The 22,891-nt window shown below is 57.6% G+C and carries 21 protein-coding genes and 1 pseudogene; 15 read left to right on the plus strand and 7 right to left on the minus strand.

Features of this window, described 5'->3' with window-relative positions; all coding sequences use genetic code 11:
• Window positions 1-620 precede the first annotated feature (620 nt).
• The 6 genes from ACETMP_RS00235 to ACETMP_RS00260 are packed head-to-tail and all read left to right on the plus strand — an operon-like array spanning window position 621 to window position 6,438.
• Entirely contained in the window at window positions 621-1,541 is a 921-nt protein-coding gene (locus ACETMP_RS00235) for a glycosyltransferase family 4 protein (RefSeq protein ID WP_375159478.1), read from the plus strand.
• On the plus strand, window positions 1,541-3,220 hold the full coding sequence (gene asnB / locus ACETMP_RS00240) for an asparagine synthase (glutamine-hydrolyzing) (protein WP_375159479.1): 1,680 nt from the start codon (window positions 1,541-1,543) through the stop codon (window positions 3,218-3,220). The genes ACETMP_RS00235 and asnB overlap by 1 nt, the downstream gene beginning before the upstream one ends.
• Window positions 3,214-3,474: an asparagine synthase-related protein gene (locus ACETMP_RS00245; protein WP_375159480.1), complete on the plus strand. Its 261-nt coding sequence runs from the start codon at window positions 3,214-3,216 to the stop codon at window positions 3,472-3,474. The genes asnB and ACETMP_RS00245 overlap by 7 nt, the downstream gene beginning before the upstream one ends.
• Entirely contained in the window at window positions 3,465-4,331 is an 867-nt protein-coding gene (locus ACETMP_RS00250) for a methyltransferase domain-containing protein (RefSeq protein ID WP_375159481.1), read from the plus strand. Before ACETMP_RS00245 ends, ACETMP_RS00250 begins: the two co-directional genes overlap by 10 nt.
• A complete protein-coding gene (locus ACETMP_RS00255; protein WP_375159482.1) occupies window positions 4,328-5,482 on the plus strand; it encodes a glycosyltransferase family 4 protein in 1,155 nt (384 codons plus the stop codon). Before ACETMP_RS00250 ends, ACETMP_RS00255 begins: the two co-directional genes overlap by 4 nt.
• Window positions 5,479-6,438, plus strand: a complete 960-nt coding sequence (locus ACETMP_RS00260) for a UDP-glucose 4-epimerase family protein (protein ID WP_375159483.1) — start codon at window positions 5,479-5,481, stop codon at window positions 6,436-6,438. Before ACETMP_RS00255 ends, ACETMP_RS00260 begins: the two co-directional genes overlap by 4 nt.
• Before the next feature lie 20 nt (window positions 6,439-6,458).
• Here the strand turns inward: ACETMP_RS00260 and ACETMP_RS00265 are convergent, their stop codons facing one another.
• Window positions 6,459-7,433, minus strand: coding sequence for a GDP-mannose 4,6-dehydratase (locus ACETMP_RS00265; protein WP_375159484.1), 975 nt, complete (start codon window positions 7,431-7,433; stop codon window positions 6,459-6,461).
• Window positions 7,434-7,618: 185 nt separating this feature from the next.
• On the opposite strand from ACETMP_RS00265, the pseudogene ACETMP_RS00270 reads away from it, so the two are divergent.
• The 4 genes and pseudogenes from ACETMP_RS00270 to ACETMP_RS00285 all read left to right on the plus strand — a co-directional run bounded on the left by ACETMP_RS00270 (window position 7,619) and on the right by ACETMP_RS00285 (window position 13,258).
• Window positions 7,619-8,892: pseudogene (locus tag ACETMP_RS00270) on the plus strand (nucleotide sugar dehydrogenase).
• A gap of 23 nt (window positions 8,893-8,915) precedes the next feature.
• Window positions 8,916-9,932 carry an NAD-dependent epimerase gene (locus tag ACETMP_RS00275; RefSeq protein WP_375159485.1) on the plus strand — a complete coding sequence of 339 codons (1,017 nt, stop codon included), beginning with the start codon at window positions 8,916-8,918 and terminating at the stop codon, window positions 9,930-9,932.
• A gap of 1,324 nt (window positions 9,933-11,256) precedes the next feature.
• Window positions 11,257-12,327 (plus strand): GDP-mannose 4,6-dehydratase, encoded by a 1,071-nt coding sequence (gmd, locus tag ACETMP_RS00280; protein ID WP_375159486.1) that lies wholly within the window; start codon window positions 11,257-11,259, stop codon window positions 12,325-12,327.
• The gene (locus ACETMP_RS00285) at window positions 12,308-13,258 is read left to right on the plus strand and encodes a GDP-L-fucose synthase family protein (protein WP_375159487.1); all 951 of its coding nucleotides are present in this window, start codon (window positions 12,308-12,310) and stop codon (window positions 13,256-13,258) included. The genes gmd and ACETMP_RS00285 overlap by 20 nt, the downstream gene beginning before the upstream one ends.
• Before the next feature lie 969 nt (window positions 13,259-14,227).
• Here ACETMP_RS00285 and ACETMP_RS00290 read toward each other — a convergent pair.
• Genes ACETMP_RS00290 through ACETMP_RS00300 form a run of 3 tightly spaced genes read right to left on the minus strand, consistent with a single transcriptional unit; the run spans window position 14,228 to window position 16,795 of the window.
• Window positions 14,228-14,833, minus strand: coding sequence for a hypothetical protein (locus ACETMP_RS00290; protein WP_375159488.1), 606 nt, complete (start codon window positions 14,831-14,833; stop codon window positions 14,228-14,230).
• Window positions 14,830-15,993, minus strand: a complete 1,164-nt coding sequence (locus ACETMP_RS00295; protein ID WP_375159489.1) for an ERF family protein — start codon at window positions 15,991-15,993, stop codon at window positions 14,830-14,832. The genes ACETMP_RS00290 and ACETMP_RS00295 overlap by 4 nt, the downstream gene beginning before the upstream one ends.
• Window positions 15,977-16,795, minus strand: a complete 819-nt coding sequence (locus ACETMP_RS00300) for a YqaJ viral recombinase family protein (protein ID WP_375162054.1) — start codon at window positions 16,793-16,795, stop codon at window positions 15,977-15,979. The genes ACETMP_RS00295 and ACETMP_RS00300 overlap by 17 nt, the downstream gene beginning before the upstream one ends.
• Window positions 16,796-17,207: 412 nt before the next feature.
• Here ACETMP_RS00300 and ACETMP_RS00305 point away from each other — a divergent pair, with 412 nt between their 5' ends.
• Together ACETMP_RS00305 and ACETMP_RS00310 are read left to right on the plus strand one after the other, a co-directional pair.
• Window positions 17,208-17,771 carry a D-glycero-alpha-D-manno-heptose-1,7-bisphosphate 7-phosphatase gene (locus ACETMP_RS00305; protein ID WP_375159490.1) on the plus strand — a complete coding sequence of 188 codons (564 nt, stop codon included), beginning with the start codon at window positions 17,208-17,210 and terminating at the stop codon, window positions 17,769-17,771.
• A 42-nt stretch (window positions 17,772-17,813) separates the two neighbouring features.
• Window positions 17,814-18,074, plus strand: a complete 261-nt coding sequence (locus ACETMP_RS00310) for a hypothetical protein (protein ID WP_375159491.1) — start codon at window positions 17,814-17,816, stop codon at window positions 18,072-18,074.
• 1,194 nt (window positions 18,075-19,268) lie between these two features.
• On the opposite strand, the gene ACETMP_RS00315 is transcribed toward ACETMP_RS00310, so the two are convergent.
• Window positions 19,269-19,892, minus strand: a complete 624-nt coding sequence (locus tag ACETMP_RS00315) for a DNA-binding protein (RefSeq protein ID WP_375159492.1) — start codon at window positions 19,890-19,892, stop codon at window positions 19,269-19,271.
• Between the two features lie 88 nt (window positions 19,893-19,980).
• Between ACETMP_RS00315 and ACETMP_RS00320 the strand changes: the two genes are divergently transcribed.
• From ACETMP_RS00320 to ACETMP_RS00330, 3 genes are all read left to right on the plus strand, one after another.
• Window positions 19,981-20,766, plus strand: coding sequence for an outer membrane protein (locus ACETMP_RS00320; protein WP_375159493.1), 786 nt, complete (start codon window positions 19,981-19,983; stop codon window positions 20,764-20,766).
• A 217-nt stretch (window positions 20,767-20,983) separates the two neighbouring features.
• Complete coding sequence (locus ACETMP_RS00325; protein WP_375159494.1) at window positions 20,984-21,289, plus strand: hypothetical protein; 306 nt, start codon at window positions 20,984-20,986, stop codon at window positions 21,287-21,289.
• 426 nt (window positions 21,290-21,715) lie between these two features.
• Window positions 21,716-21,928 carry a hypothetical protein gene (locus tag ACETMP_RS00330; protein ID WP_080672243.1) on the plus strand — a complete coding sequence of 71 codons (213 nt, stop codon included), beginning with the start codon at window positions 21,716-21,718 and terminating at the stop codon, window positions 21,926-21,928.
• 180 nt (window positions 21,929-22,108) lie between these two features.
• Here ACETMP_RS00330 and ACETMP_RS00335 read toward each other — a convergent pair whose 3' ends face one another.
• Both ACETMP_RS00335 and ACETMP_RS00340 read right to left on the minus strand, forming a co-directional pair.
• Window positions 22,109-22,315: a hypothetical protein gene (locus tag ACETMP_RS00335; RefSeq protein WP_257175623.1), complete on the minus strand. Its 207-nt coding sequence runs from the start codon at window positions 22,313-22,315 to the stop codon at window positions 22,109-22,111.
• Between the two features lie 355 nt (window positions 22,316-22,670).
• On the minus strand, window positions 22,671-22,853 hold the full coding sequence (locus ACETMP_RS00340; protein WP_028137595.1) for a hypothetical protein: 183 nt from the start codon (window positions 22,851-22,853) through the stop codon (window positions 22,671-22,673).
• Window positions 22,854-22,891: the final 38 nt, after the last annotated feature.

The raw sequence follows: 22,891 nt of genomic DNA on the forward strand, positions 1-22,891 counted from the left end.
TATGAACCGTCTGCGACCTCCGAAACGGTCCAGACCTGTGCATTTACCGGCGTTTCGGTAGCGAACCTTGATGTTGGGGTGCTGAATTCGGCCAAGTTTCGCGGAGCACAGTGTTTTCTCAACTTCCTCATGGGTGTGTCTATTGGAGGGGCGGGCCAACATAAGCGGCCCGATTTCAGGGTGCGACCGGCCCGGTTCAACCTCCTCATCGACAGGCGGCCCGTGGTCGAATATTGAGGGCTCTCCAGGATGCTGGCGCCACCGGTCAAGGGGCTGGCTGACAACCACTCTGTAGGGGTACTGCCCATGTCGGTCGTCCGCAGCCGTAGTATGGCGGTATAATGTTACAATGATTGAGACGTTGCCGACGCAGACCGCCTTGCTGGAACCAAAGCTATCTCCCTCAACGCGCCGCAAGGTGCTGATTTGGCATTGGGGACGAAGGGGTGGCGGGGTAAGGTATACTTACGAATTGGTGCGCGAGCTGAGAAAGCATCCGGAACTCGAGGCTGCATCTGTCGCTATCACGACAAGGGGACCTCATAGCCGATTTCGACGCGCTTGGGCTGCCAGGTTATCACATCGACACCTACACGGACGTCCCGTCGGCTATCCTTGCCATGCTGCGTCTGCCGATCGTTCGACATCGATTTTGGCGATATGTGCGCGAGCACAACATCTCCGTGGTGGTCTGTACGATGAGCCATCTGTGGAACGTGCCGACGCTGTGGCGCAGGCCGCGGGACGTCGCTTATGTGTTCGTCCTGCATGATCCAAAGCCGCACGCCGGGGATGACATCGCCATTCGCAAGTGGATGCTCGACACCGAAATCGCCGCAAGCGACGGCATCGTTGCGCTGACCGAGTACACCAAGAAGTCAGTTACGACCAACAACAGTTTTCCTGCCGACCGCGTGTGGATTGCCCCGCTGGGGATCTTCCCTTATGCCGAAACCAGGAGCGCGGTTCCCGTGCGAGCTAGGCGGACGGTCCAATTACTCTTTTTCGGACGCCTGCTGCCCTATAAGGGGCTGGATATCCTTCTCGAAGCGTACAAAATCTTGAAGCGTCAGGGCAAGGCTATCGAGCTTCGCATCATCGGTCCCGGAGATATCGAGCCGTATCGGGCGCAGATAGCCGAGCTTGAGGACGTCTTCGTTGATAACCGGTGGATCCCCGAAGAAGATGTCGGTGCGGTCTTCGAGGGCATCGATATCGTCGTTGCGCCATACCGCGGCGCGAGCCAGTCCGCCGTGCTTGCAACGTCGGGCGCGGCCGGAATACCGGCTGTTGTGACTCCCGTCGGAGGGCTAGCCGAGCAGGTCCTGCACGAGCAGACCGGTCTCGTGGCAGCTGCCCCGACACCTGACGCGCTTGCTGCTGCACTCGGTCGGCTCGTCGATGATGAGGCATTGCGGCTGCGTTGTGGGGCGGCGGCAAAGGCCCACGCCATGAGCGAATTGTCGTGGTCCGAGATTGCTGCGAAATTCGCGTCGATCCTCGCGACAATCACTCCACGCCAAAAATCCGAAACGCAATAATGTGTGGCATCATCGGAATTGCGGGCAGCAAGGCAGACCGGATCGATCGCCAGATTCTGATTCAGATGACAAATGCGCTCGCGCATCGGGGCCCGGATGGTGATGGCCACTGGATCAGTGAGGACGGTCGCGTCGGATTAGGCCATCGCAGGCTTTCGATCATCGATCTGTCGTCCGCTGGAGCGCAGCCGATGATCTCGGCGTCCGGCCGTTATGCGTTGACGTACAATGGCGAAATTTACAATTACCGCGATCTGCGTCGAGAACTTGAGGCCAAGGGCCATCAATTCAATGGTCACTCGGATACCGAGGTCATCGTTGCGGGCTTCGAACATTGGGGCATCGATGAGACAATCTCGCGGTGTGCCGGGATGTTTGCCCTTGCCGTCTGGGATGGGCGCTACGATACGCTTGTGCTCGTGCGCGATCGGCTCGGCATCAAGCCGCTGTACTATAGCGTTGTGAACGGAACGCTTGTCTTCGCCTCAGAGCTGCGCCCGATCGTGGTGCAGCGCGGAGAGCTTCCTGCAATTTCGCTGCCGGCTTTGTCCGAGTACTTGCGCCTCGGTTACGTTCCGGCGCCATTCAGTATTTTCGAGGGCGTGTACAAATTGCCCGCCGCGACCACTCTCAGGTTTCGCGACGGTCATGCCGGCGAGCCGACAGCCTACTGGTCGATTCCCGAGGTTGTGGCTCGTGGCATGTCGAGGCAGCGCCCAAACGAAGAGGAGGTGCTGGAAGAGCTGGACCAGCGCCTGCGTGGCATCGTCGCGGAGCACATGATCTCAGATGTGCCGCTGGGAGCGTTCCTCTCCGGCGGCATCGATTCCAGCTCGGTCACGGCCATCATGCAGGCCGTCGGCGGTGGGGCTACCAAGACATTCTCGATCGGATTTCACGATCCGAGTTACAACGAAGCCCGATACGCCGCTGACGTCGCTAAGCATCTTCAGACCGACCACACCGAGCTTTACGTCTCGGATGCAGATGCAATGGCAGTCATTCCCTCGCTCCCCGATATCTATGACGAGCCTTTTGCGGATATTTCGCAGATACCGACCTTTCTTGTCTCCAAACTCGCGAGACAGCAGGTGACGGTTGCGCTGTCCGGCGATGGTGGCGACGAGCTGTTCGGCGGCTACAACCGCTATTTGTTCGTCGCCGACTATTGGAAACGTCTGACGAGGTTTCCCCATGCGCTGCGCCGCATGGCCGCGTCCGGTTTGTCCTCGGCTTCGCCTGCTAGTTGGGACGCCGCTTTTCGCGCGCTGAGCTACGTCCTGCCGCCACATCTGCAGCCCGCGTTGCCAGGGCAGAAGATCCATAAAGTCGCGTCGGTGCTCGCATCCTCGACATTGTATGAACTTCAGAGCAGGTTGGTATCGCAATGGGCCAATCCCGAAACCGTTTTGATCTCCTCGGACGGTGTTGGTCTTGCAAGATCTGCTCCCTTGGCGCTCGCGCCCAACGTTCCTGCGACTGCGGAGCAAATGGCCTGGGATATGTCGACATATCTCGTGGACGACATCCTGACGAAGGTCGATCGCGCAAGTATGCGTGTCGGACTCGAAGCGCGCGTGCCGCTTCTGGATCATCGGATGGTCGAATTTGCCTGGGAGATTCTATCGCGTTTAAGTTCAGGAATCATTCCGGAAAATACATCCTGCGCCGTTTGCTAGAACGCTATGTGCCGCGTGAGCTGTTCGAACGCCCGAAGATGGGCTTCGGCATCCCGCTCGATAGCTGGTTGCGCGGTCCGCTGAAGGGCTGGGCATCGGATTGGTTGTCATCCGGCAATGACGAGTTTTTCGATCGTCAAGCCATCGGGGATAACTGGCAGCAACATCAGATCGGCCGGGTGAACCGCGGCGGCCAGCTTTGGACCGTGCTTATGTTCGACCTGTGGCTTGAGCGGGCAAGGCAATGGGTCTGAGTTCCTGCGTGCCGTGGTGGGCCAAGCTAGGCATCAAGCTTGGGCTCGCCCGCCTACCCGTCCCTTACGCCCTCTGGAAACGCATCGGATTGTTTCGTCATGGCGAGATGATGGTTCCGGAGCGCGCGATCTCCGCGTTTGAGAGCCATTTCCAGTCCGCTGTGCAGAACGGCCAAGTGCCTGCGAAGTTTCGCTCCCTTGAGCTTGGACCGGGAGACTCAGTCCTCTCGGGCTTCGTTGCCCGCGCTTTCGGTGCCGAAAAGGCATGGCTCGCGGATGCAGGGTCTTTCGCTGAAACCGACATTGCCGGCTGCCGCGCACTTCTCGAGTTGCTTGCCTCGCGTGGCCTTGCCGTTGCGCCCCTGAAGTCGACAACCCTTCTAGATGCGATGAAGGAGTATGACGTCGTATATCTGACGGAAGGCACGAGCTCACTCAAGGAAATCCCCGACCGATCAATCGATTTCACTTGGTCTCAGGTGGTGCTTGAGCACATCTATCGCGACGAATTTTCAGCTCTAATGAAGGAACTGCGCCGGCTCGTGGCGCCAGGGGGGATCGGTGTTCACAGCATCGATTTTCGCGATCACCTGGGAGGCGGCCTAAACAATCTCCGCTTTGGAGATGACGTTTGGGAGACTCAGGCCTTCCGAACCTCAGGCTTCTACACCAATCGCATTCGTCCGCGGGAAATGATCGACCTGATGGAGGCGGCCGGGTTCAGAGTCGAGGTCATCTCTGAGCAACGATGGCCAAAACTGCCGCTGGCTCGTGATCGGATGGCACCGCAATTTCGGGCCTTTGCCGATGAGGACTTCATGGTTTGCGAGATCCGCGTGATCATGAGGCCCGTGTGAAGGAGGCTCCTGTTCTCGATCGGAAGCGGTTGCTGTTCGTCGTAACAGAGGACTGGTACTTTGTCTCGCATCGCCTGCCGATCGCCCGTGCGGCGTTGGCCGCCGGCTACGAGGTGTTCGTCGCAACGCGTCTTGGCGAGAAGACCGATGCCATCGTGCGCGAAGGATTCACGCCCATCGGCCTCAAGCGCATGCGGCGCTCCAGCCGAAATCCGTTTCGCGAATTGGCAAGCATCGCTGAACTGGTGACGCTCTACCGAAGCTATCGTCCGAACATCGTTCATCACGTAGCAATGAAGCCCGTCCTGTACGGTTCGGTCGCGGCACGGCTCGCGGGTGTGACCGCGATTGTCAATAACGTAGCGGGATTGGGATTCGTGTTCTCGTCCAAGGCCGTCTACGCGCAGACCCTTCGCCGCCTGATCGCTCCGCTGCTAAGATATGCATTGAAGCAGCGGTGGGCACTGACGATTGTCCAGAACAGTGATGACGCACGGGTATTGGCAGATGAAATCGGCGTCGCACCGGAGAAGATACGTCTCGTCAAGGGATCTGGTGTCAATCTCGCAGAGTTCTCCCAAGTACGCCGGGAGAGTTCTCCACCGATTGTGCTCCTGGCGTCCAGGATGATCAAGGAGAAGGGGGTCGAGGATTTTGTGCGAGCCGCAGCTCAGCTGCGTAAGGAAGGTGCGACTGCAAGGTTGGTTCTCGCGGGCGCGCCCGACCCTGAAAACCCGCACACAATTCCTGAAGCCGTTCTCAGGCAATACCATGAGGATGGACTCGTCGAGTGGTGGGGACATCGCGACAACATCCCTGAGATCATTCGTGAGGCTGCGATCGTCTGTCTGCCGACCACGTACGGCGAAGGGGTTCCCAAGACCCTGATAGAGGCTGCAGCCGGCGAGTGCCCCATCGTCACCTATGACGTGTCGGGTTGCCGGGAAATCGTGACCGACGGTGTCAACGGTCTGCTCGTCCCGGCCGGCGACGTCCGCCGGCTCGCCGAGGCCATCGCGCAATTGCTGGCAGACCCGCAGCAGCGACGTCGTATGGGAGCGCAAGGTCGAAAGCGCGTCCAGGCGGAGTTCTCTCAGGAGATCGTTGTTGCCCAGACACTTGCGATCTATTCCGAGCTTTTGGCGCAATGAACATTCTGGTTGTCGGCGCTTCAGGGTTTGTCGGCGGGCATCTCGTCCGTCGCCTCGCTGCCGATGGAATTCCTCTACGCGCCGGTGTGCATCGCAATCGAGGAAACATACCGGCCGGAATCGACGTTGTTGAGAATGTTGATCTCGAAGGCTCGTTCGATTGGAGGTCTGCGGTCGCGGGATGTGATGCCGTTGCCCATCTAGGGGCGCGGGTGCATGTGATGCGCGAGAATAGTGCAAATGCACTGGATGCATATCGTCGCGTCAACGTGGACGGGACTTTGCGTCTCGCGCGTCAAGCCGCGGCTGCCGGCGTTCGCCGCTTCGTGTTTCTCAGCTCGGTCAAGGTATGCGGCGAATCCACAGCTCCGGACACGCCTTTCGACGAAACCACAACGCCACACCCGCAAGACCCGTACGGGCTGTCGAAGCTGGAAGCCGAACGCGGCCTGCTCGAACTCGGCCGCACGAGCGGCATGCAGATCGTCGTCCTACGTCCGCCGTTGATCTACGGGCCAGGCGTACGCGCGAATTTTCTATCCATGATGCGTTGGTTGCGGCGCGGTGTTCCGCTGCCGCTTGGCAGCATCGAAAATCGCCGCAGTTTGATCGGTGTCGGCAATATGGTCGACCTGATCTGCGCCTGCTTGCGGCATCCTGCGGCGGCCGGAGAAGTCTTCATGGCCAGCGATGGTGAAGACCTCTCGACACCAGAGCTTCTGAAAAGGTTGGCGATGGCTCTCGACACCAAGGCCCGCCTGCTGCCCATTCCCGTCAGTCTATTGGAGGGCGTGGCCGCATTAACAGGCCAGCGGGCGTTGGCCCAGCGGCTCTGCCTCTCGCTCTGTATCGATAACCAGAAAGCCTGCAAGATGCTCGGCTGGAGACCGCCGTTCAGCGTCGATGAGGAATTGCAGCGCACCGCGCGAGCGTTTCTCGCCAAGACCGATGGATAAGGATTAGTGAAGCGTTTGGCTCAGGCCTTCGCTCCGCGACGATATTCGAGTTCGCCGTCTGCCAGTAGCCTGACGACGCTCTTCATGAAGACCTTTGCTTCCCAGCCGAGAATCCGTTTCGCTTTGGCAGGGTTGGCGGAATTGCACTTCAGGTCGATCGGACGAAGCAGGCTTTCGTCGAAGTCGATGTGCTTTTGCCAATCGAGTCCGAAATAGCTGAACGCCTCGCGTACGAAGCTCTCGAGCGTATTGGTTTGTCCAGTTGCGATCACGAAGTCCTCGGGCGTGTCGGCCTGGAGCATCATCGCCATGGCTTCAACATATTCCGGCGCCCAGCCGAAGTCCCGGGAGACGTGCAGGTTTCCAATGCGTAGGCTGTCCGTCTTCTTCTCGGCAATATCGGCGGCGCCCGACACGATCTTTCGGGTGACAAAGCGCTGCGGACGCAACGGCGAGTCGTGGTTGAACAGGAGTCCCGAGCACGCAAAGAGCCCGTGTGCGTCTCTGTAATTTGCCACGGTCCAAAATGCCGCGGCTTTGCCGACGCCATATGGGCTCCGTGGACCGAACGGTGTGGATTCGTCGGCAGGCAAATCGGTATTGCCGAAGCACTCGCTCGAGCACGCATTGTAGACGCGAGAGCTCAATTTCAATCGATGGACGGAATCGACAATATTGTGAGCGGTGAAGATGGTGGATTCGAGAGTCTGAATCGGTTGGTCAAATGACAGGCCGACGGAAGACTGACTCGCCAGATTGTATATCTCGTCGGGAGTCGTGTCAGAAATGACATGCAGCACGCTGCCAAAATCGGTAGGGTCCACGGAATGGAGCGTCACCTGATCGCGGATACCCAGCCGGAGCAAATTCGCGAAGATGCCGAGCTCCTTGTCGCGTGATGTTCCGTGGATCGTATAGCCGAGTTTGAGGAGATGCGCGGCCAATAGCGAGCCGTCCTGTCCGGATATTCCAAATATTAGTGCCTTTTTGGACATGACGAACTGACTTCCGAACCGGTTTGCAATACTATAGCTAGCTCTAAATGTAAGCTGCCTCAAGGGCTAGCGGCCCAGGGCAGAGCACGTCGCCAAAAGAAAGGGGATTGCAAGAGAGGGGCTTCCTAGCTAACGAGACACTGCAGCGGAGTATTTTTGGTGGGGAGCGGACCGGCTTGCCGACTATCCGAAACATTGGCGTCATAGGCCTTGGCTACGTTGGCCTTCCAGTGGCGGTGGCGTTTGGTCGGGCTGGATATCAGGTTATCGGATTCGATGTTAACGCAGAGCGCATCGCCGAGCTGCGTCGGGGGAAGACCGGACTCGTGAAATCGAGACGGCCGATCTGCATGCGGCACGGATCGAGTACACGGACGAGCCGACACGTCTGGTTGCGGCAGACTTCTTCATCGTGACGGTTCCAACACCGATCGATGGCGCGAACAAGCCAGACCTTCGTGCGCTGCTGAGCGCATCTAGGTTCGTTGGCGGGGCCTTGAAGAAGGGAGACATTGTCGTTTACGAGTCGACCGTGTTTCCCGGCGCAACCGAAGAGGAGTGCATGCCGGTTCTTGAGCGTGCCTCCGGCCTCAGGGCGGGCGTTGATTTCCATGTCGGATACTCCCCTGAGCGGATCAATCCCGGCGACAAGGAACATCGCTTCGAGACAATTCAGAAGGTAGTGTCCGCCCAGGATGCCGAATCACTCAAGATCGTTGCCGAGGTCTATGGTGCGGTCGTAACGGCCGGCATCTACCAAGCCCCTTCGATTAAGGTCGCTGAAGCGGCCAAGGTCATCGAGAACACGCAGCGTGATCTCAATATCGCCTTCATGAACGAACTCTCGCAGATCTTTCACGCGCTCGATCTCGATACTGGCGACGTGCTGGCGGCTGCCCGCACGAAGTGGAATTTCCTCCCGTTTCAGCCCGGCCTGGTCGGAGGACACTGTATCGGGGTCGATCCATATTATCTGACCTATCGCGCCGAGATGGCGAAGTATCATCCTCAAGTCATTTTGGCGGGCCGGCGCATCAATGACGATATGGGTGCACGAATTGCGCGCGAGTGTGTTCGGCGCCTCCTGAAGAGGGGATCTCACGGCGGGGTTGTCACAGTGCTGGGCGTGACATTCAAGGAGAACGTGCCGGATCTGCGCAACTCTAAGGCCGTCGACATTGTCCGGGAACTGGAATCCTTCGGCATTAAGGTTCAGATCAGCGATCCTTGGGCAAACCGTGCCGAGGCCCTCCAAGAGTATGGAATTGTGCTCTCCGATTACAATGAGCAGCAATCGGCCGACGCGGTCATACTCGCCGTCGCGCACGACACTTTCGTCAACATGGGCTGGCCATTCTTGCAGTCGCTACTGAAAGAGGGGCGGGGGCTAGTCCTGGACGTTAAGTCTCGGCTGGATCGGGTGAGCAAGCCGGCCGAGATAGAAATTTGGCGACTTTAGCTCTTGAGTAGATAATGGGCGCAATGACTGATCAAAAGATACTGGTGACCGGCGCCGCCGGATTCATAGGTTTCCACGTTGCGCATCGGCTTGCGTCGGCTGGTCGGGAAGTAATTGGTCTCGATATCGTCAACGACTACTATGATCCCGCGCTGAAGGAAGCGCGGCTTCGTGTGCTGCAAGAGCTTTCATCCTTCCGCTTTGTCAGGATGGATCTCGCCGATCGCGCCGCAATCATTCCATTCTTTTCCGAATCCTGCTTTTCCCATGTCGTGCATTTGGCGGCTCAAGCCGGCGTGCGATATTCTCTGGAGAATCCGTATGCCTACGTCGACGCGAACCTGCAAGGCTTCATGAACATTCTTGAGGGGTGCCGGCATACGCAATGTCGGCACCTTCTCTATGCTTCGTCATCCTCGGTGTACGGCTCGAACAAGAGGCTGCCGTTCTCGGTGCACGACAACGTTGATCACCCGATCAGCCTATACGCAGCTTCCAAGAAGGCAAACGAGTTGATGGCGCATGCGTACAGCCATCTCTTCTCGTTGCCGACCACGGGCTTGCGATTCTTTACGGTCTATGGACCGTGGGGACGTCCCGACATGGCGATGTTTATTTTCGCGAAGGCGATCGTGGAGGGCAGCCCCATCAAGCTATTCAATCACGGACAGATGTCGCGCGACTTCACCTACGTCGACGACGTGGTGGAAGCGATTGTCCGGCTGATTGATCGGCCGCCTGGTCCCGGGCAGCAGGCCGCGACGGATGATCCCGATCCCTCACGCAGCGCAGCGCCCTGGAAGATCTATAATATCGGAAATAACAGGCCCGAGCAGCTCATGCATGTCGTTTCCCTGCTAGAGAAGGAGCTGGGTCGAGTTGCGGTGAAGGAGATGCTTCCGATGCAGCCCGGTGACGTACCGGCGACATACGCCGATGTCGATGATCTCGTGCGAGACGTCGGTTTCCGGCCGGCAACCAGCGCCGAAGAAGGAATCAGCAAGTTCGTGAAGTGGTATCGCAGATATCACAAAGTCTAATTGGTGTGGCGCGTGGGGAGCCAACTTCCGACTAGCCGACAAGTGCTCCCGGCAGTGGCTGCTGTACGTTCAACGCCGGGTGAGCGATTTTCAACACCTTTAAGCGTTCGGTATAAGATCAACTGGAGCTGCGTCTCTTGGAATCAAAAAAGCCGGCTCGGAATCCCGATCGCCGAACAGATGCTCGTTGACATAGTGCAGATCTATCAAAGGGCTTGCTCGAATCGCAAGGTATCTGCGATCTTCTAGTCTAAGTTTTTGATCCGATTCCTCGACTGTCGTAGGAGATGAAGAGGGCCCAGCAATCCATCGCCGAGGTCTACCCGGATGGCGGGCCCGATTAGCGATGGACGAGTTGGAATGAAGCGGGCTTCGCTATGTTCCTTCAGTCGGAATGTTCCATCTCGGGAAGTGATGGAATTGCTGCGACGGAAGGCTCAACGAGTCTAGGCGTCAAAGAGTAGCTCGGTGCCTGGTTTAGACGAAAAAGAGCTGCCATATTGAATTCAAACCTTCTCGTTCGAGAAGGGCCGGCGGCGGCGCCGAATTGTATTTGCCCTTTCAAGGTCGTTAGAATAATAGAATGGTTGCGTCTGATGCGCGCGTTCCTTTTAGGCCTTCTTTTCACGTGATCTACTTGAGAAGCATCCTAACGACGGAGTCCATCACTCCTATTGGAACCACCAAGTCTAAGACGGAATAGGCAAGGCTGACACCATTTAACAATTGGCTCCCATTGCCGTCATAGGTGAGTGTTTGGTTGGGCGCCTGCAAAGGTAGCCATCTTGCGGACAGGTGATGCAAGGATGGAATGGTTGATTGCACTGCTTGCCACCTTCGTGCTTGTCGGTGGCTCTGATCGAACCGCTTTCTGGCTTATGGCCCTAGCTGCAGTTGTGGGCGTTGGCGGTGTTGGATTGCGCCTCCGCAGTGGCCTTCCCGAGCCTGGGTCATGGCTTCCGCAAAAGCTCCTCATTCTAATCGTCGTGACAAGCGCAGCAGTTTGCCTCGGTGCCCGATCTTCAATTTTCTGAACCTCGGATCCTAAGCGCCTTTTTTATGCCGTCTCCCTTGCTTTACTTGCCCGTTATCAAATATGTCCAACATTACACAGCGGTGAGAGGTGCCTAGGACGCCCAAAGCGACTGGCGCACTGGCGCGGTGACTTTATTGCTAGCGCCGCCGATAGTGTGTGGGTAGGATTAGTTGATCTCAGTCTCCATTTCTCACTGAGCGTGGTCTATTTGAGAGAAACAGTCCTTACCGCCGCTTGCTGCTTACCATGCAAGACCGATCTGTTTTACCTTCAAGGGGACACTACTATATGAACGGGCGTGTTGCTTTGATCACCGGAGTGACGGGACAGGATGGTGCCTATCTAGCCGAGCATCTACTATCGCTCGGCTATGTAGTACACGGTATCAAGAGACGATCATCCTCGTTCAATACAGCGCGGGTAGACCACCTTTATCACGACCCGCATACCGGGCACGTCCCGTTCCTAATGCATTACGGCGACATGACTGATTCAACGAATCTGATCCGCCTAGTGCAACAGATCCGGCCGACCGAAATCTACAATCTCGCCGCACAAAGCCACGTTGCGGTCAGCTTCGAGAGCCCGGAATACACGGCCAACGCTGACGCAGTTGGCGTGCTGCGCCTCTTGGAGGCGATCCGCATTCTTGGTATGGAGAAGGAGACGCGGTTTTACCAGGCTTCGACCTCCGAGCTTTACGGTCTCGTTCAAGAAATCCCGCAGAAGGAGACCACGCCGTTCTATCCACGCTCGCCTTACGGCGTAGCAAAACTCTACGGCTACTGGATCACAGTAAACTACCGTGAAGCGTACGGCATGTTTGCTAGCAACGGCATTTTGTTCAATCACGAGAGCCCAATCCGCGGCGAGACCTTCGTCACCCGCAAGATTACGCGTGGCGTCGCCCGCATCGAGGTCGGGTTGGAGGAAATGCTCTATCTCGGCAACCTTGAGGCCAAGCGCGACTGGGGCCACGCGAAAGACTACGTTGAGGGCATGCACAAGATCCTACAGGCAGAGAAGGCAGACGACTTCGTGCTCGCGACGGGCGAGATGCACTCGGTGCGCGAGATGGTTGAGCTATCCTTTGCACAGGTCGGTCGCCGCATTGAGTGGCGCGGAGCGGGGATCGATGAGATTGGCGTCGATGCGAAAAGCGGCAAGATCGTTGTGAAGATCGATCCGACCTATTTCCGACCCACCGAGGTAGATCTGCTCATTGGCGACGCCACCAAGGCGCAGCAGGTGCTCGGTTGGAAGCCAAGGCGTACCTTTGCGCAGCTCGTCGAGGAGATGGTAGCGAGCGATCTCGCCGAAGCAAAACAGGACGCCGGAAGTGGCAAGCATGCCGTTTGAGCTTAAGGGCAAGAGCGTCTACGTCGCCGGCCATCGCGGGATGGTCGGCGGGGCGCTTGTGCGTCGGCTCGCCCAAGAGGAGATCAGCCTCGTAACGGTCGAACGGAGCGAGGTCGATCTCCGCAATCAGGCTGCGGTGTTCAACTGGTTCGCAAAGATGCGACCCCAGGTCGTATTTCTCGCCGCTGCCAAAGTCGGCGGCATCGTCGCCAATGACACCTTGCGAGCTGAGTTCATTTACGACAACATCGCGATCGCCGCGAACGTTCTCCATGCCGCGCATCAGAGCAGCGTTGAGAAGTTACTGTTTCTCGGTTCATCATGCATTTATCCGAAATTTGCGCCTCAGCCTCTGCGCGAAGATTATGTGCTTACAGGCCCGCTAGAGCCGACGAATGAGCCTTATGCAATCGCCAAGATCGCCGGCATCAAAATGGCCGAGGCCTATCGCAACGAGTATGGACACGACTTCATCAGCGTGATGCCGACAAATCTCTATGGTCCGGGAGACAATTATCATCCCGAGTATAGCCACGTGGTTGCAGCCCTCATCGGCCGCTTTCACGAGGCAAAAGTCGCGAACGCAAAGAAAGTTATGGTCTGGGGCACCGGCACGCCCCGGCGTGAGTTCCTTTATGTGGACGACATGGCAGATGCTTGCGTGCACCTCATGAAGACTTATTCCGGTGGGGAGCTAATCAACATCGGCACTGGGACGGATATAACCATTGCCGAATTCGCGCGCGTCGTTGCAGATGTAGTCGGCTATACCGGAGAGATTGAGTTCGATACCTCGCGGCCTGACGGCACACCGCGCAAGCTGCTCGATGTGAGCCGTCTCGCTAAGCTAGGTTGGTGCGCCCCGACCCCGCTTCGGGAAGGCCTGAAGCGGGCCTATGGAGCATATCTATCTTACAGTCAGAACTCTTGAATTGTAGATAGCTGTTCCGGATTATTCCCTGGCATTTAGACCTTCGGTGCAACGGTCGCCAATGATCTAGCGAATAGGCTGTCACTGAGGAAAACTTGTTTGCCATCGATGTCGTCGTTGATCGAGTTTCCGATGTCATCGTTATTGCAGGGGCCTGCGGAGTTGCATTGCCCCTGAATGCTAAGCCAGGACGGCGACCCGTCGGTTGCATTTCGGCGGAGGCTCCTGGAAACTCACAGGCATGAGGTTGTTGCCAACATGTTGACAGACGGTGAACCGCACCCTCGGGTGCTCTGATGTGTCGCGGTTCTCGATGCCCCTGTTTTGGCGGGCGAACGACTTCTCTGCCGCGCTCCAACGGCAATTGATACCAGTCATCGTTTTGGATAAGATGGAAGGCTTCAGCTGTTGAAACTAATGGGGATAGACGTGAAACTTGTTGCAATCGGATGGATCGCGTTCGCGATTTGCTGTGGGATCGTTCTGAAAATCAATATTGAACAGGTCAAAGAGTTCGAAAGCACGATGACGACGGATCGGAACTAAGCCTCGTGCTAACCTGTGTTCCGGCTGCCAAAGACACTCGGCGTGCTGTGCATTTTGCCAAATCTCTTGTCGTTATTGGTTTGATCACTTGCCTGCTGCTCCCGATACGTTTTAGTTCTGGTCGGAAGCTTGCTGCTTGTTCGCTGCTGGCCCTCGCGATTTGCAGGTTGGCGTGCGCTAATGGCCGAACCTAGCCCATCTGGCCCAAAATCGATGCGCACCGATGCGCACTAAGGTCTATGGTTGTCCGGGAGGTTATTTTAGCTAATGCCCCTCGATGAAGATCAAGCTCCCCAAGACCGATCTCAAATCTATTCCGGGCATCCCAGACCTTGATCTGCAAGATGACGGTGGACAGGCGGTAGGACCCAATCTGCAGGGAAGAAGAGTTGGGAGATTGTCTTCTTACCGGAAAGTGCAGATTCAGCTTATAGCCCTTCGCGACTGGTCGGAGAGACCAATCGTCTGATGTGTCTTGCGCGTACATCTGAGTTGATTCATCTCCTTCACTAACATCAGACGACGAAGCTGAACTCCATTTAGAAGCGCTTCGAACATAGAGAACAGTTCGCGCGCCTGAACGTACACCTCCATGCTGATGGCGTGTTGGTCAAAGCCGTGTGATCCAAGACGCGTTTCGATATCAACAGCCGCGGAAGCATCCAGTTGCCAATCTAACGCATTTCCGATGGTGTAGATTTCGGCTACATCCTGAAAATCTGGAGCAATGCCCGCCAGATCCACGCGGCGAAGGATCATCTCGATGGCCTTCTGCCGAAAGGCCCCAAGGAGCCTATGTCGCAGTAATCGGTACCGCTGCATCTCCCAGGAGAGTTCGGCGATATCGATGGCGAGCAGCCATTCGATGGCAGATTGGGGATCGAGGTCGCGGAAGATTGCGGCTTGAAGAGCCTGATAGTGGTCGATATTTTCTCCAGGGAGAAGTTGGGGCGGAGGACATAACGCTTCGTACTGAGGCGGCAAGATGCTCGCCCGATGCGGTTTACGCAGATCGATCGGACCATTCATTGACCTTGCGCCTCCAATGGCGGGCGCGGCGGTAGAGTGACCGGTGTGCCTTCCGTCAGATGGACGGGGCTGGCATCCCAAAGGTCCTTCGCGATCGGTAGAGGTGCAATTTGCAGATTGGTCCACCAAGCTTTCTCATTTCCGTGTCGGTGCAGGGATTGGTGGTGAGATCGGCAAAGCGGGACGGTGAACTCGTCGCTGACCTTGCGTCCCAAGGATCGTGGCTGGGCGAACTTGAGGTGATGCGCATCAGCGGGAGTCTTTTGGCAGACAAGACAACCCTGGGCGCGGATGAAGGCAAGGTGATCCTTGCTACGTTTTCGAGGCGGCTCTTTGGGAAAGGCGAGGCCGGCTTGCGGGTCGGTAGTGAGATCGATGTTGCTGGACGTCGTCGCAGGGCCTTCGTCGGGAAGTGCGCGTAGGGAGGATGCAGGCTGCAGGTCCGCCAAATCAACATCGAGAAGAGGGGTATCACCGATCCGTCTTTGATAGGCGGCTTCAAGAACGCGGGCGTCCGCTTCCAGGAGAGTGTTTTTGAGGGGGAGGCTGATCCTGGCCCAGGCGAGCAGTTCGTCGTGGTCCTCCAGGACGGATAGTTGACCCAGAAGCCGGTCCAGGAGTTCGGCGGAGCTCTCGGGCGGCAATACCGGGGGACGGTTCAGTACGCCGCCAGGCGGCCTCCTTTTCGGTCCTGACGCGGCCTGCGGCTCCGGGGCAGCGGGAGGCTCCGTGACGACGTCAGGCGCGTCCAGATCGTCCTCTCCGGCGATTCCAACCAAGGCAAACAGGGCATAGCGGCGGGCATAGGTCAGCGCGGAGCCCATCCGGTGCGGCGCCTCGACCTCCTTGGAGGCGCAGACCGGTAGGTCCGAGGAGATCCATTCCCCTGAAGCGTGGGCGAGCAGGGTGGTGAGGTGGATCTGACCTGTGCCCTGGTCGATCCGAGTGGTCTGGATGGTAGCGATCTCTTGCTGACTTAACGTCTTGCGGACGATGTCCAGGCCGGAGGCCAGGGACGCGTAGCGGAAGGTGCGATCATCCTCCCGGGGGAATGGCGACCGGATCACGGCGGTCAGGGTCTTTTCGGGGTTCGTCAGTTCAGCCTGGGCCCGAGCGAGGGCGGCGGCGATGGTTCCGATGCGCTCACTGGACTGATGCATGCGAAGCCTCCGCTGCTTGGGCTTCAAAGCTGATCGCCCCGGACTTGGAGCGCTTGGCCTTGACGCCATGACCAGTTGCTTCCTTGGCATCTTCCGGCATGAGTTTCTTCAGATCGGCCTTGGCGGTTTCATGCTCACCATGCGCCTCTCGGGTTCGGAGGTAGGTGGCCGCAAGCTCCGCCCATTGGTTGGACGAGGACATGTCGACAATTTTGACGGCCTCCAGCCTTGGGCGGGGCGTTTCGATGTTGAACAGGGCAGGGCGTTCACCGCTCTGGACGCACCGCCAGAACTTCTTCTCGGCCGTGAGGAGGAGGTGTTGGTACAGCGGGTCGGCGTGAAGCTTGATCTCGACCCATTTGCCGCCGCCGGTGATGATGGAGAGAACGGCGCTGCGGGACGCGGTGACCCACATGTTGTGCTGCAGCTGGGCCATGTGCTTGTCGGCTGCGGCTTCCTCGGTGAAGGCCCAGGGCAACATGAACTTGGCTTCGAAGACCGCGCCGGTCTGCTCGACGGTCCCGTCCAGCGTTGCCGCCATCCATTTGTGGACGGGATGGCGGACGCGCTTCTGGATGTCTTTGACGGTGTGCCCGCTTGACCGTTGATACCAGGCGCGGTTCAAGACCTCGGTCACGGTCCCGAGCTGAACGATCAGATTGTCCGAGAGATCCTGCGGCTCAGCCTCGCCGCGCTTTTCGCGCCAGAGGCGTATGAGGCTCTCTTGGTCATCGCCCATGATGATGCGGGCGTCTGAGCCGCCGATGAAATGGCGACGGTCGTTGGGATTGAACCTGATGATTTGATGCTGTGGCTCGACTTGGTCACTCGGTACGCTACGCACTGGTATCTCCTTCAAGAACAGCGGCGATCTTCGCCGCACTGCCCGAAGCCCCGCGTCCGCGAGGCGAGATACCGGCGCTATAATCGGTTTTGGCGCCCGGCCGACTCAGTAACGCTCCAATCGCGGGGGAACGCCAGTCCTTTCTGCAGCAATCTTGTTGCTCGTTCTAGCGGCTGGAATTGCTCTTGTTCTCACCTTTGGAGGGCAGGGACGACGATGAGGCTGACCAGCATCAAAACGACAAAACGAAGCCAATCTATGCCCCGAGGGCGGCGCGGCCCGCCCTAGAAGCCTGTTCAACCGCGCCGGATGTGTTGAAATGAAGCGGCGATTGTCGGAAGATCGGTAATATCCCCTCAAGCGCGAGCTGATGAGCTTGAAGCGTCCGGCAGTGTTTTTTGATCGCGATGGCGTCCTCAATGAGGATGATGGCTACGCTTTTGATCCGGACAAGATTCGGTGGATCAAAGGAGCCCAACAAGCAGTAAAAGCAGTCAATGACGCCGGTTATTTTGCGTTTGTCGTGACGAACCAGTCAGGAATCGCGAGGGGGTTTTATGAGGAGCGGCATGTTCGCAATTTGCACGAATGGATGTCGCGTGAACTTTCTGTTGTGGGTGCGCATATCGATGCGTTTGAGTTCTGCCCCCACCATCCCGACGGCTTGATTGAGCGCTACCGTGTGCTCTGCAACTGTCGCAAGCCGCAACCGGGCATGATTAGAGCCCTGCTTCAGCGTTATGCAGTGGATATCGATGCTAGCTTCATGATCGGGGACAAGCAGAGCGACCTTGCTGCAGCGCAGGCGGCCGGCATCGCAGCCCATCTGTTTGATGGGTCTAACCTGCACACTTTCCTAGCTCCGCTGCTGGCGGACGGGTCCGATGGCGGTCCTCATCGATCACGGGCGTCACGCGGAGGCGGGGTAACGTAGGATCTGTGGTCGATTGCTGGCTCGGGAAATGAAGGAGGGAACTTGGCGTCAAAGCGACAAGTCGAAGCCAATCGTGCGAACGCGGCGAAGAGTACCGGCCCGCGAACCAGCACCGGGAAGATCATCTCGAGCCGCAATGCTTATCGGCATGGCTTGTCTCGCTGGGACGATTCCGATGGTTCTGGTCTCGCCGGCTTCGATGCAATATTGACGAAGGAATTCAAAGGCGCGGGAATGGAGATCGCGCTTCAAGATCTGGCTCAAGCTAGAATCGGCAAGATCGGTTGCGAGCTATCAGGATAGGTCTGATCTTGGCCGTGATTGAGAAGGCCGAACCAAAGCAAATGAAATTTCTGTCGCGCTTGGAACGGTATGAGAAAGCGGCCCTGTCGCGGCAACGGCGAGGCCTCAAACGCGTGAAGCGAGACGACGGATCAGGACCTTGAAGCAGGGGAGGAGCATCGAAGCGGAAGTAGAATGGGGCCGGCTAGTAGACGGGGAACATCGTCCCTTGGACGGTATTTGCAGAATTGGTAGTATCTGTTCGAAGTTCTGGAGGATGCATGAATTACATTTTTCCACTGCTGGCATTAGCCATCACCGTGGGTCTGTTTGTGCTCTATGCGATGCTGCGGCCGCATCTGCATCGATCTCGGCCGGTCGATGAAATCCCTCAATGGCCTGATTCAAGTCTGAGATAGGCAAGTACGCCCTTGAGTCTGGATTGTGGCTTGGTGCACGACGGTAACAAGGCGTTACCAGCGGAAGCCGCACCGAGAAACCGAAATTGAAGCTTGAATCGTCGGGCAAAACGCCGGTTTATGGGGTGCTGGTCCAATCGAAAATGGAGCCCAGCCGATGGCCGATGAATGCAAGGCGCGATCTGACCTGCCGGAAGTAGCTAAGCTCAACGGGGAATTTCGCAAGACTTATGGAAAGCTTCTCGGTGCTTTCCTTTATCTGCGCTCGATCAGCGCCGCTCGTGGCCGTTCCTGGTTTTGGACAGCATTGGTTTCGACCGCTTGCTTGGCGGGGCGGCCTGGCTTGGGAAGCGAATTCTACAGTGAGCAGCCGGGTGATATCTTCCTAAGCAACGTGAATTGCCTCGTCAGGAAAGGGGTATCGAGTGCTCGCGCACAAATGGGGGCGAGGTCAATGCAGCTGACGCCAACACAGGCTCTATCAATGTGACGCAACGCGGCCGCGTAGCGGTGTAAATGCCGAGGAACTGTCTGCCAGTCCGAGCCGAAGCACGTCATCGGTTCAATCTCATAGAAAAGCCTGCCGACTTGGAAGCTGGCGGGAGTTAACTGAGATTGCAACCGCGTATGTGGCCGCCCGCTGAGGATAGCAGGGGGGCCTCGCTGGCGTGACGGAGTCGCTTGCCAGTTTATTAGCTCGTCTGCGCGCAGTCTGCCGCCCAATACGAAGGCGCTGGTTAGAGCGGGCCATAGTTCGGACTTTTGACCGCCAGCAGCTCGCTCCCAAGAAATTGGACTACTCGTCGATTTCGGGCACTTGCGCTTTTGGTGGCCGACCTAGTTTTGGCCGGCTCGACCTGATCTTTGGCGGCGTCGCAGGTTCGACTGCCAATCTGACTTGCAACGCTGCGAAGAGCTTTAGGACGCGGTTCAGTTGTGGATCGACGGACCCTCCGAAAGTTTTGTAGACCGTCGTCCGCATGATCCCAAGTTCAAGGGCCAAGGCGCTCACGTTCTGGGATTTAACGAGTTCGCTCAATCCAAGGATGGCCTCGGCGGGGTCCTCTCGAGCGAAGGCTTCGGTCAATTGCGTCGCAATCACCTCGGAGCCGCCCTGCGCGGGAACCACTCTAGGTACCACGTTCATGGCGGCTAGGAGCTTGAGAACCCGGCTCAGTTGAGGGTCGATTCGACCCCCAAACGTCCTGTAAAGAGCATCGCGCCTGAGTCCCGCGTCCCGCGCCAGCATCTGCACGTTTTGGGCGACAAACACCACGTTAAGGGCTGTCCGTGCTCCTTCTGGATCGTTTTCTTCAAATTTTTCAGTAAGATACGAGGATATCTCCGCCGGGTTGTCGCGGAGCAGTTTGTTTAAATCCGGGCTGTCATCCTCCAGCATCACCGGGCCTTTGTCCGTCACTGTGGCCGCTGAGCTACAGCATTTCTGCGGAATGCGTCTAGATTACCGCCATCAGACATTGACCGCTTTCATCTGGGGGACCTCGACAATGAAGAAGATTTTGCTCGCTCTGGTTGCGGTTGCTGCCATGACCGGTTCGGCCTCGGCGGCTGACCTAGCGGCTCGTCCCTACGCGAAGGCTCCGATGCCTGCGCCCGTCGCCAACTGGACGGGCTTCTACGTGTTCGGCGGTGGCGGCGGTGGCCTCTCCAATGCCGACCAGCAGGTTGTCGATACCCTCACGGGTACACCGCTGACGATCACTCAGCGTCAGGGCGGTTCCGGCTGGTTTGGTACGGTTGGCGCTGGTTACGACTGGCAGTTCAGCGGCACCTGGGTTGCCGGTGTGTTCGGCGACGCTCAGTTCGGCAGCATCCGCTCCACCATCCAGGATCCGCTCCTTAACATCACTGGCAGCCAGAAGCTGGAAACCTCTTGGGCCGCAGGCGTGCGCCTCGGCTGGCTGGTCGCTCCGAATGTTCTCTCCTACGTTAACGGCGGCTACTCTGGCGCCCACTTCGGTCGCACTAACTTCACAGACCTCGGCGGTACTCCGGTTGGTCTCCACCTCAACGGCTACGACCGCCATGGCTGGTTCATCGGCGGCGGCGTCGAGAACAGCCTGAACATCTTCGGCATCACCTCGCCCGGCTGGTTCATGAAGACCGAGTATCGTTCGGCCTTCTACGATGCTAAGACGCAGGATCAGATCGTTGATGCCACCGGCCTGCCGACGGGCGTGAACAGCATCCGCGCCAACAGCTGGAACCAGACGATCTCGACCTCGCTGGTCTACCGCTTTAACTGGACTGGTCCGGTCGTCGCGAAGTACTGATCTGATTTCACGATCAAACGTCAAAGCCCCGGTATTGTCCGGGGCTTTTTCGTTGGTGCCGAAGGCACATTCTCGACAGCGAATGAAAACTTTCTGGTTCGCGTAACCTGCTTTTTAATCCCGTTGAGCTCGCAGCAAGGGAGCGTAGAGCCTCGTTTGCCAGGCGGCATGGTCGCATCATGGAGAGCTCTTGCCCCTGTAGGTCGCGCAGCCCTCGGTGCCCAAGCTCGCAACGAGCGAGATCGTCATCCTCGACAATCTTGGCGGCCACAAGGGCAAAGCGGCTCACCAGCCACCGTGCAGGGCGCCCGCCGAATCTTCTTGCCGCTACTATGGTCCTGACCTCAACCCGATCGAGCAGGTCCTCGCCAAATTCAAACGGCTCATGCGGGCTGCTAAGCCTCGGAACGTACAGGCCCATTGGAGAAAGTTTGGTGAACTCCTCGATTTCTTAGCCGAGGAGGAGTGCATCAACTACTTCAAGAACTCAGGCAATGTTCTGTATAAAGACATCATGCTCTAGATTCACGGTTAGGGAAACGAGTAGAGCGTAGAGCAACCTTGCTGGGCCCGGGGCGGCCGGTATTGTAGCCAATCTGTTCGATGACTCTCTCTTCTTACCTTCGTCGCCGCGCAAATCGGCTCGCAGTCCACGATCCTCCTTATCAACCGCTCTTGCGCACCACAGTGGCGCGGGACGGTGGATTGATCTGGTCGCTACGAACGATTGCTCTGTTGCAAGGAAATTCACAGAGAGAGAGCTAACAGGCGGTAAAAGGCTAGGCGCTCATGAAATTGAGTGACATCGGTACAGGGGGGCCTTTTCTTAGCTTGGCGCACGAAGGCGTTGCCGGCGACAGGCGTATCGAAAAACCGAAATTGAACTTGCGTCGTCGGGCAAAACACTGGTTTATGGGGTGCTGGTCCAATCGAAAATGGAGCCCAGCCGATGGCCGACGAATGCAAGGCGTTATCTGATCTGCCGGAAGTAGCTAAGCTCAACGGGGAATTTCGCAAGAACTATGGAAAGCTACTCGGTGCATTCTTGTATCTGCGTTCGATTAGCGCCGCCCGCGGACGGTCCTGGTTCTGGACCGCTTTGCTTTCAGCCATTTGTTCAGCGGCACTGGCGTGGCTGGGGAGGCGGGGTGTCGCGTTGTGAGCTGCAGATTTCAGACTGAGCGGCAATCGACGACATCGACCCGCATGGTTTCGGCCATACTCCCCCCGCTACGGAGATTCACGGACGGCGGTGCACTCAGGCATGAGCAATGTTCCGAGCGCTATGACGAGTTCTCGTCCGCAAAGCGCTGGGATGTAAGCTTCTGCGCGCGAGGCTGAGCTAAACCATCCCGCCGAAGTCGATGCCTTCCTTTGCGAGCTCCTCGGCTTCCTCGGCGGAGGCGGCCGGCTTCGTATCAAGGTATGGATGCTCGGAAGCCGGTAGGATGGTGCGAATGTTCTGGCCATCCGCCCGCGTGATGCGGGCCGTCCAGCGCTTGTGGCCGTGCTCAACTCGCTGGATGTGGTACTGCTTGTACGTAATCATGACTCTTAAACGCAACTGTCCTGAGACCGGTTGTCCTTTTAGCCATAAGGGATGCCGCCGCACAATAGATCTTAAAAGTTTCGTTAAGATCGCACAGAAGCTGGCAGCGTCCGTGGATCCAAGGATACAAAAGAAAACCGCCGGCCTGGGAGCCGGCGGGAAGTGAACTGAGATTGCGACCGGCTTGTGATCGCCAGAGACGCTTAACACAGCGAACGGCCAACGTGAACGGCTGGAACTTGCCCACTTTTTCGCCTGGTTCTTCGAAATCTGCCCCGAGACATGGTCGTTGGAGAAGGCAGCCTTGGCTTGCAGCTTGCCGGGTCGAAGCGGTAACCGTCAGAATGCTGGAGGGCTACTGGTTTCCATTCCCGCCTGCAGCACCGAAGTCACGCGCAGCAAGCCCCAATTCAAGATAAGTGATCCGCTCGAAAATGTGAGCTGCGATCTTCTCTGACTCGGGGATGGTCAGTGATCGGATACCGATCGCCGCCAATTCCTCTCTGAGGATTTTTGCGACAATTGCCGTGACGCTCATCATACGATCCCAAAGCCGGTATCAAAGCTCAACGCGAC

This window comes from Bradyrhizobium dasycarpum, from assembly GCF_042019905.1.
Classification (GTDB): Bacteria; Pseudomonadota; Alphaproteobacteria; order Rhizobiales; family Xanthobacteraceae; genus Bradyrhizobium; species Bradyrhizobium japonicum_B.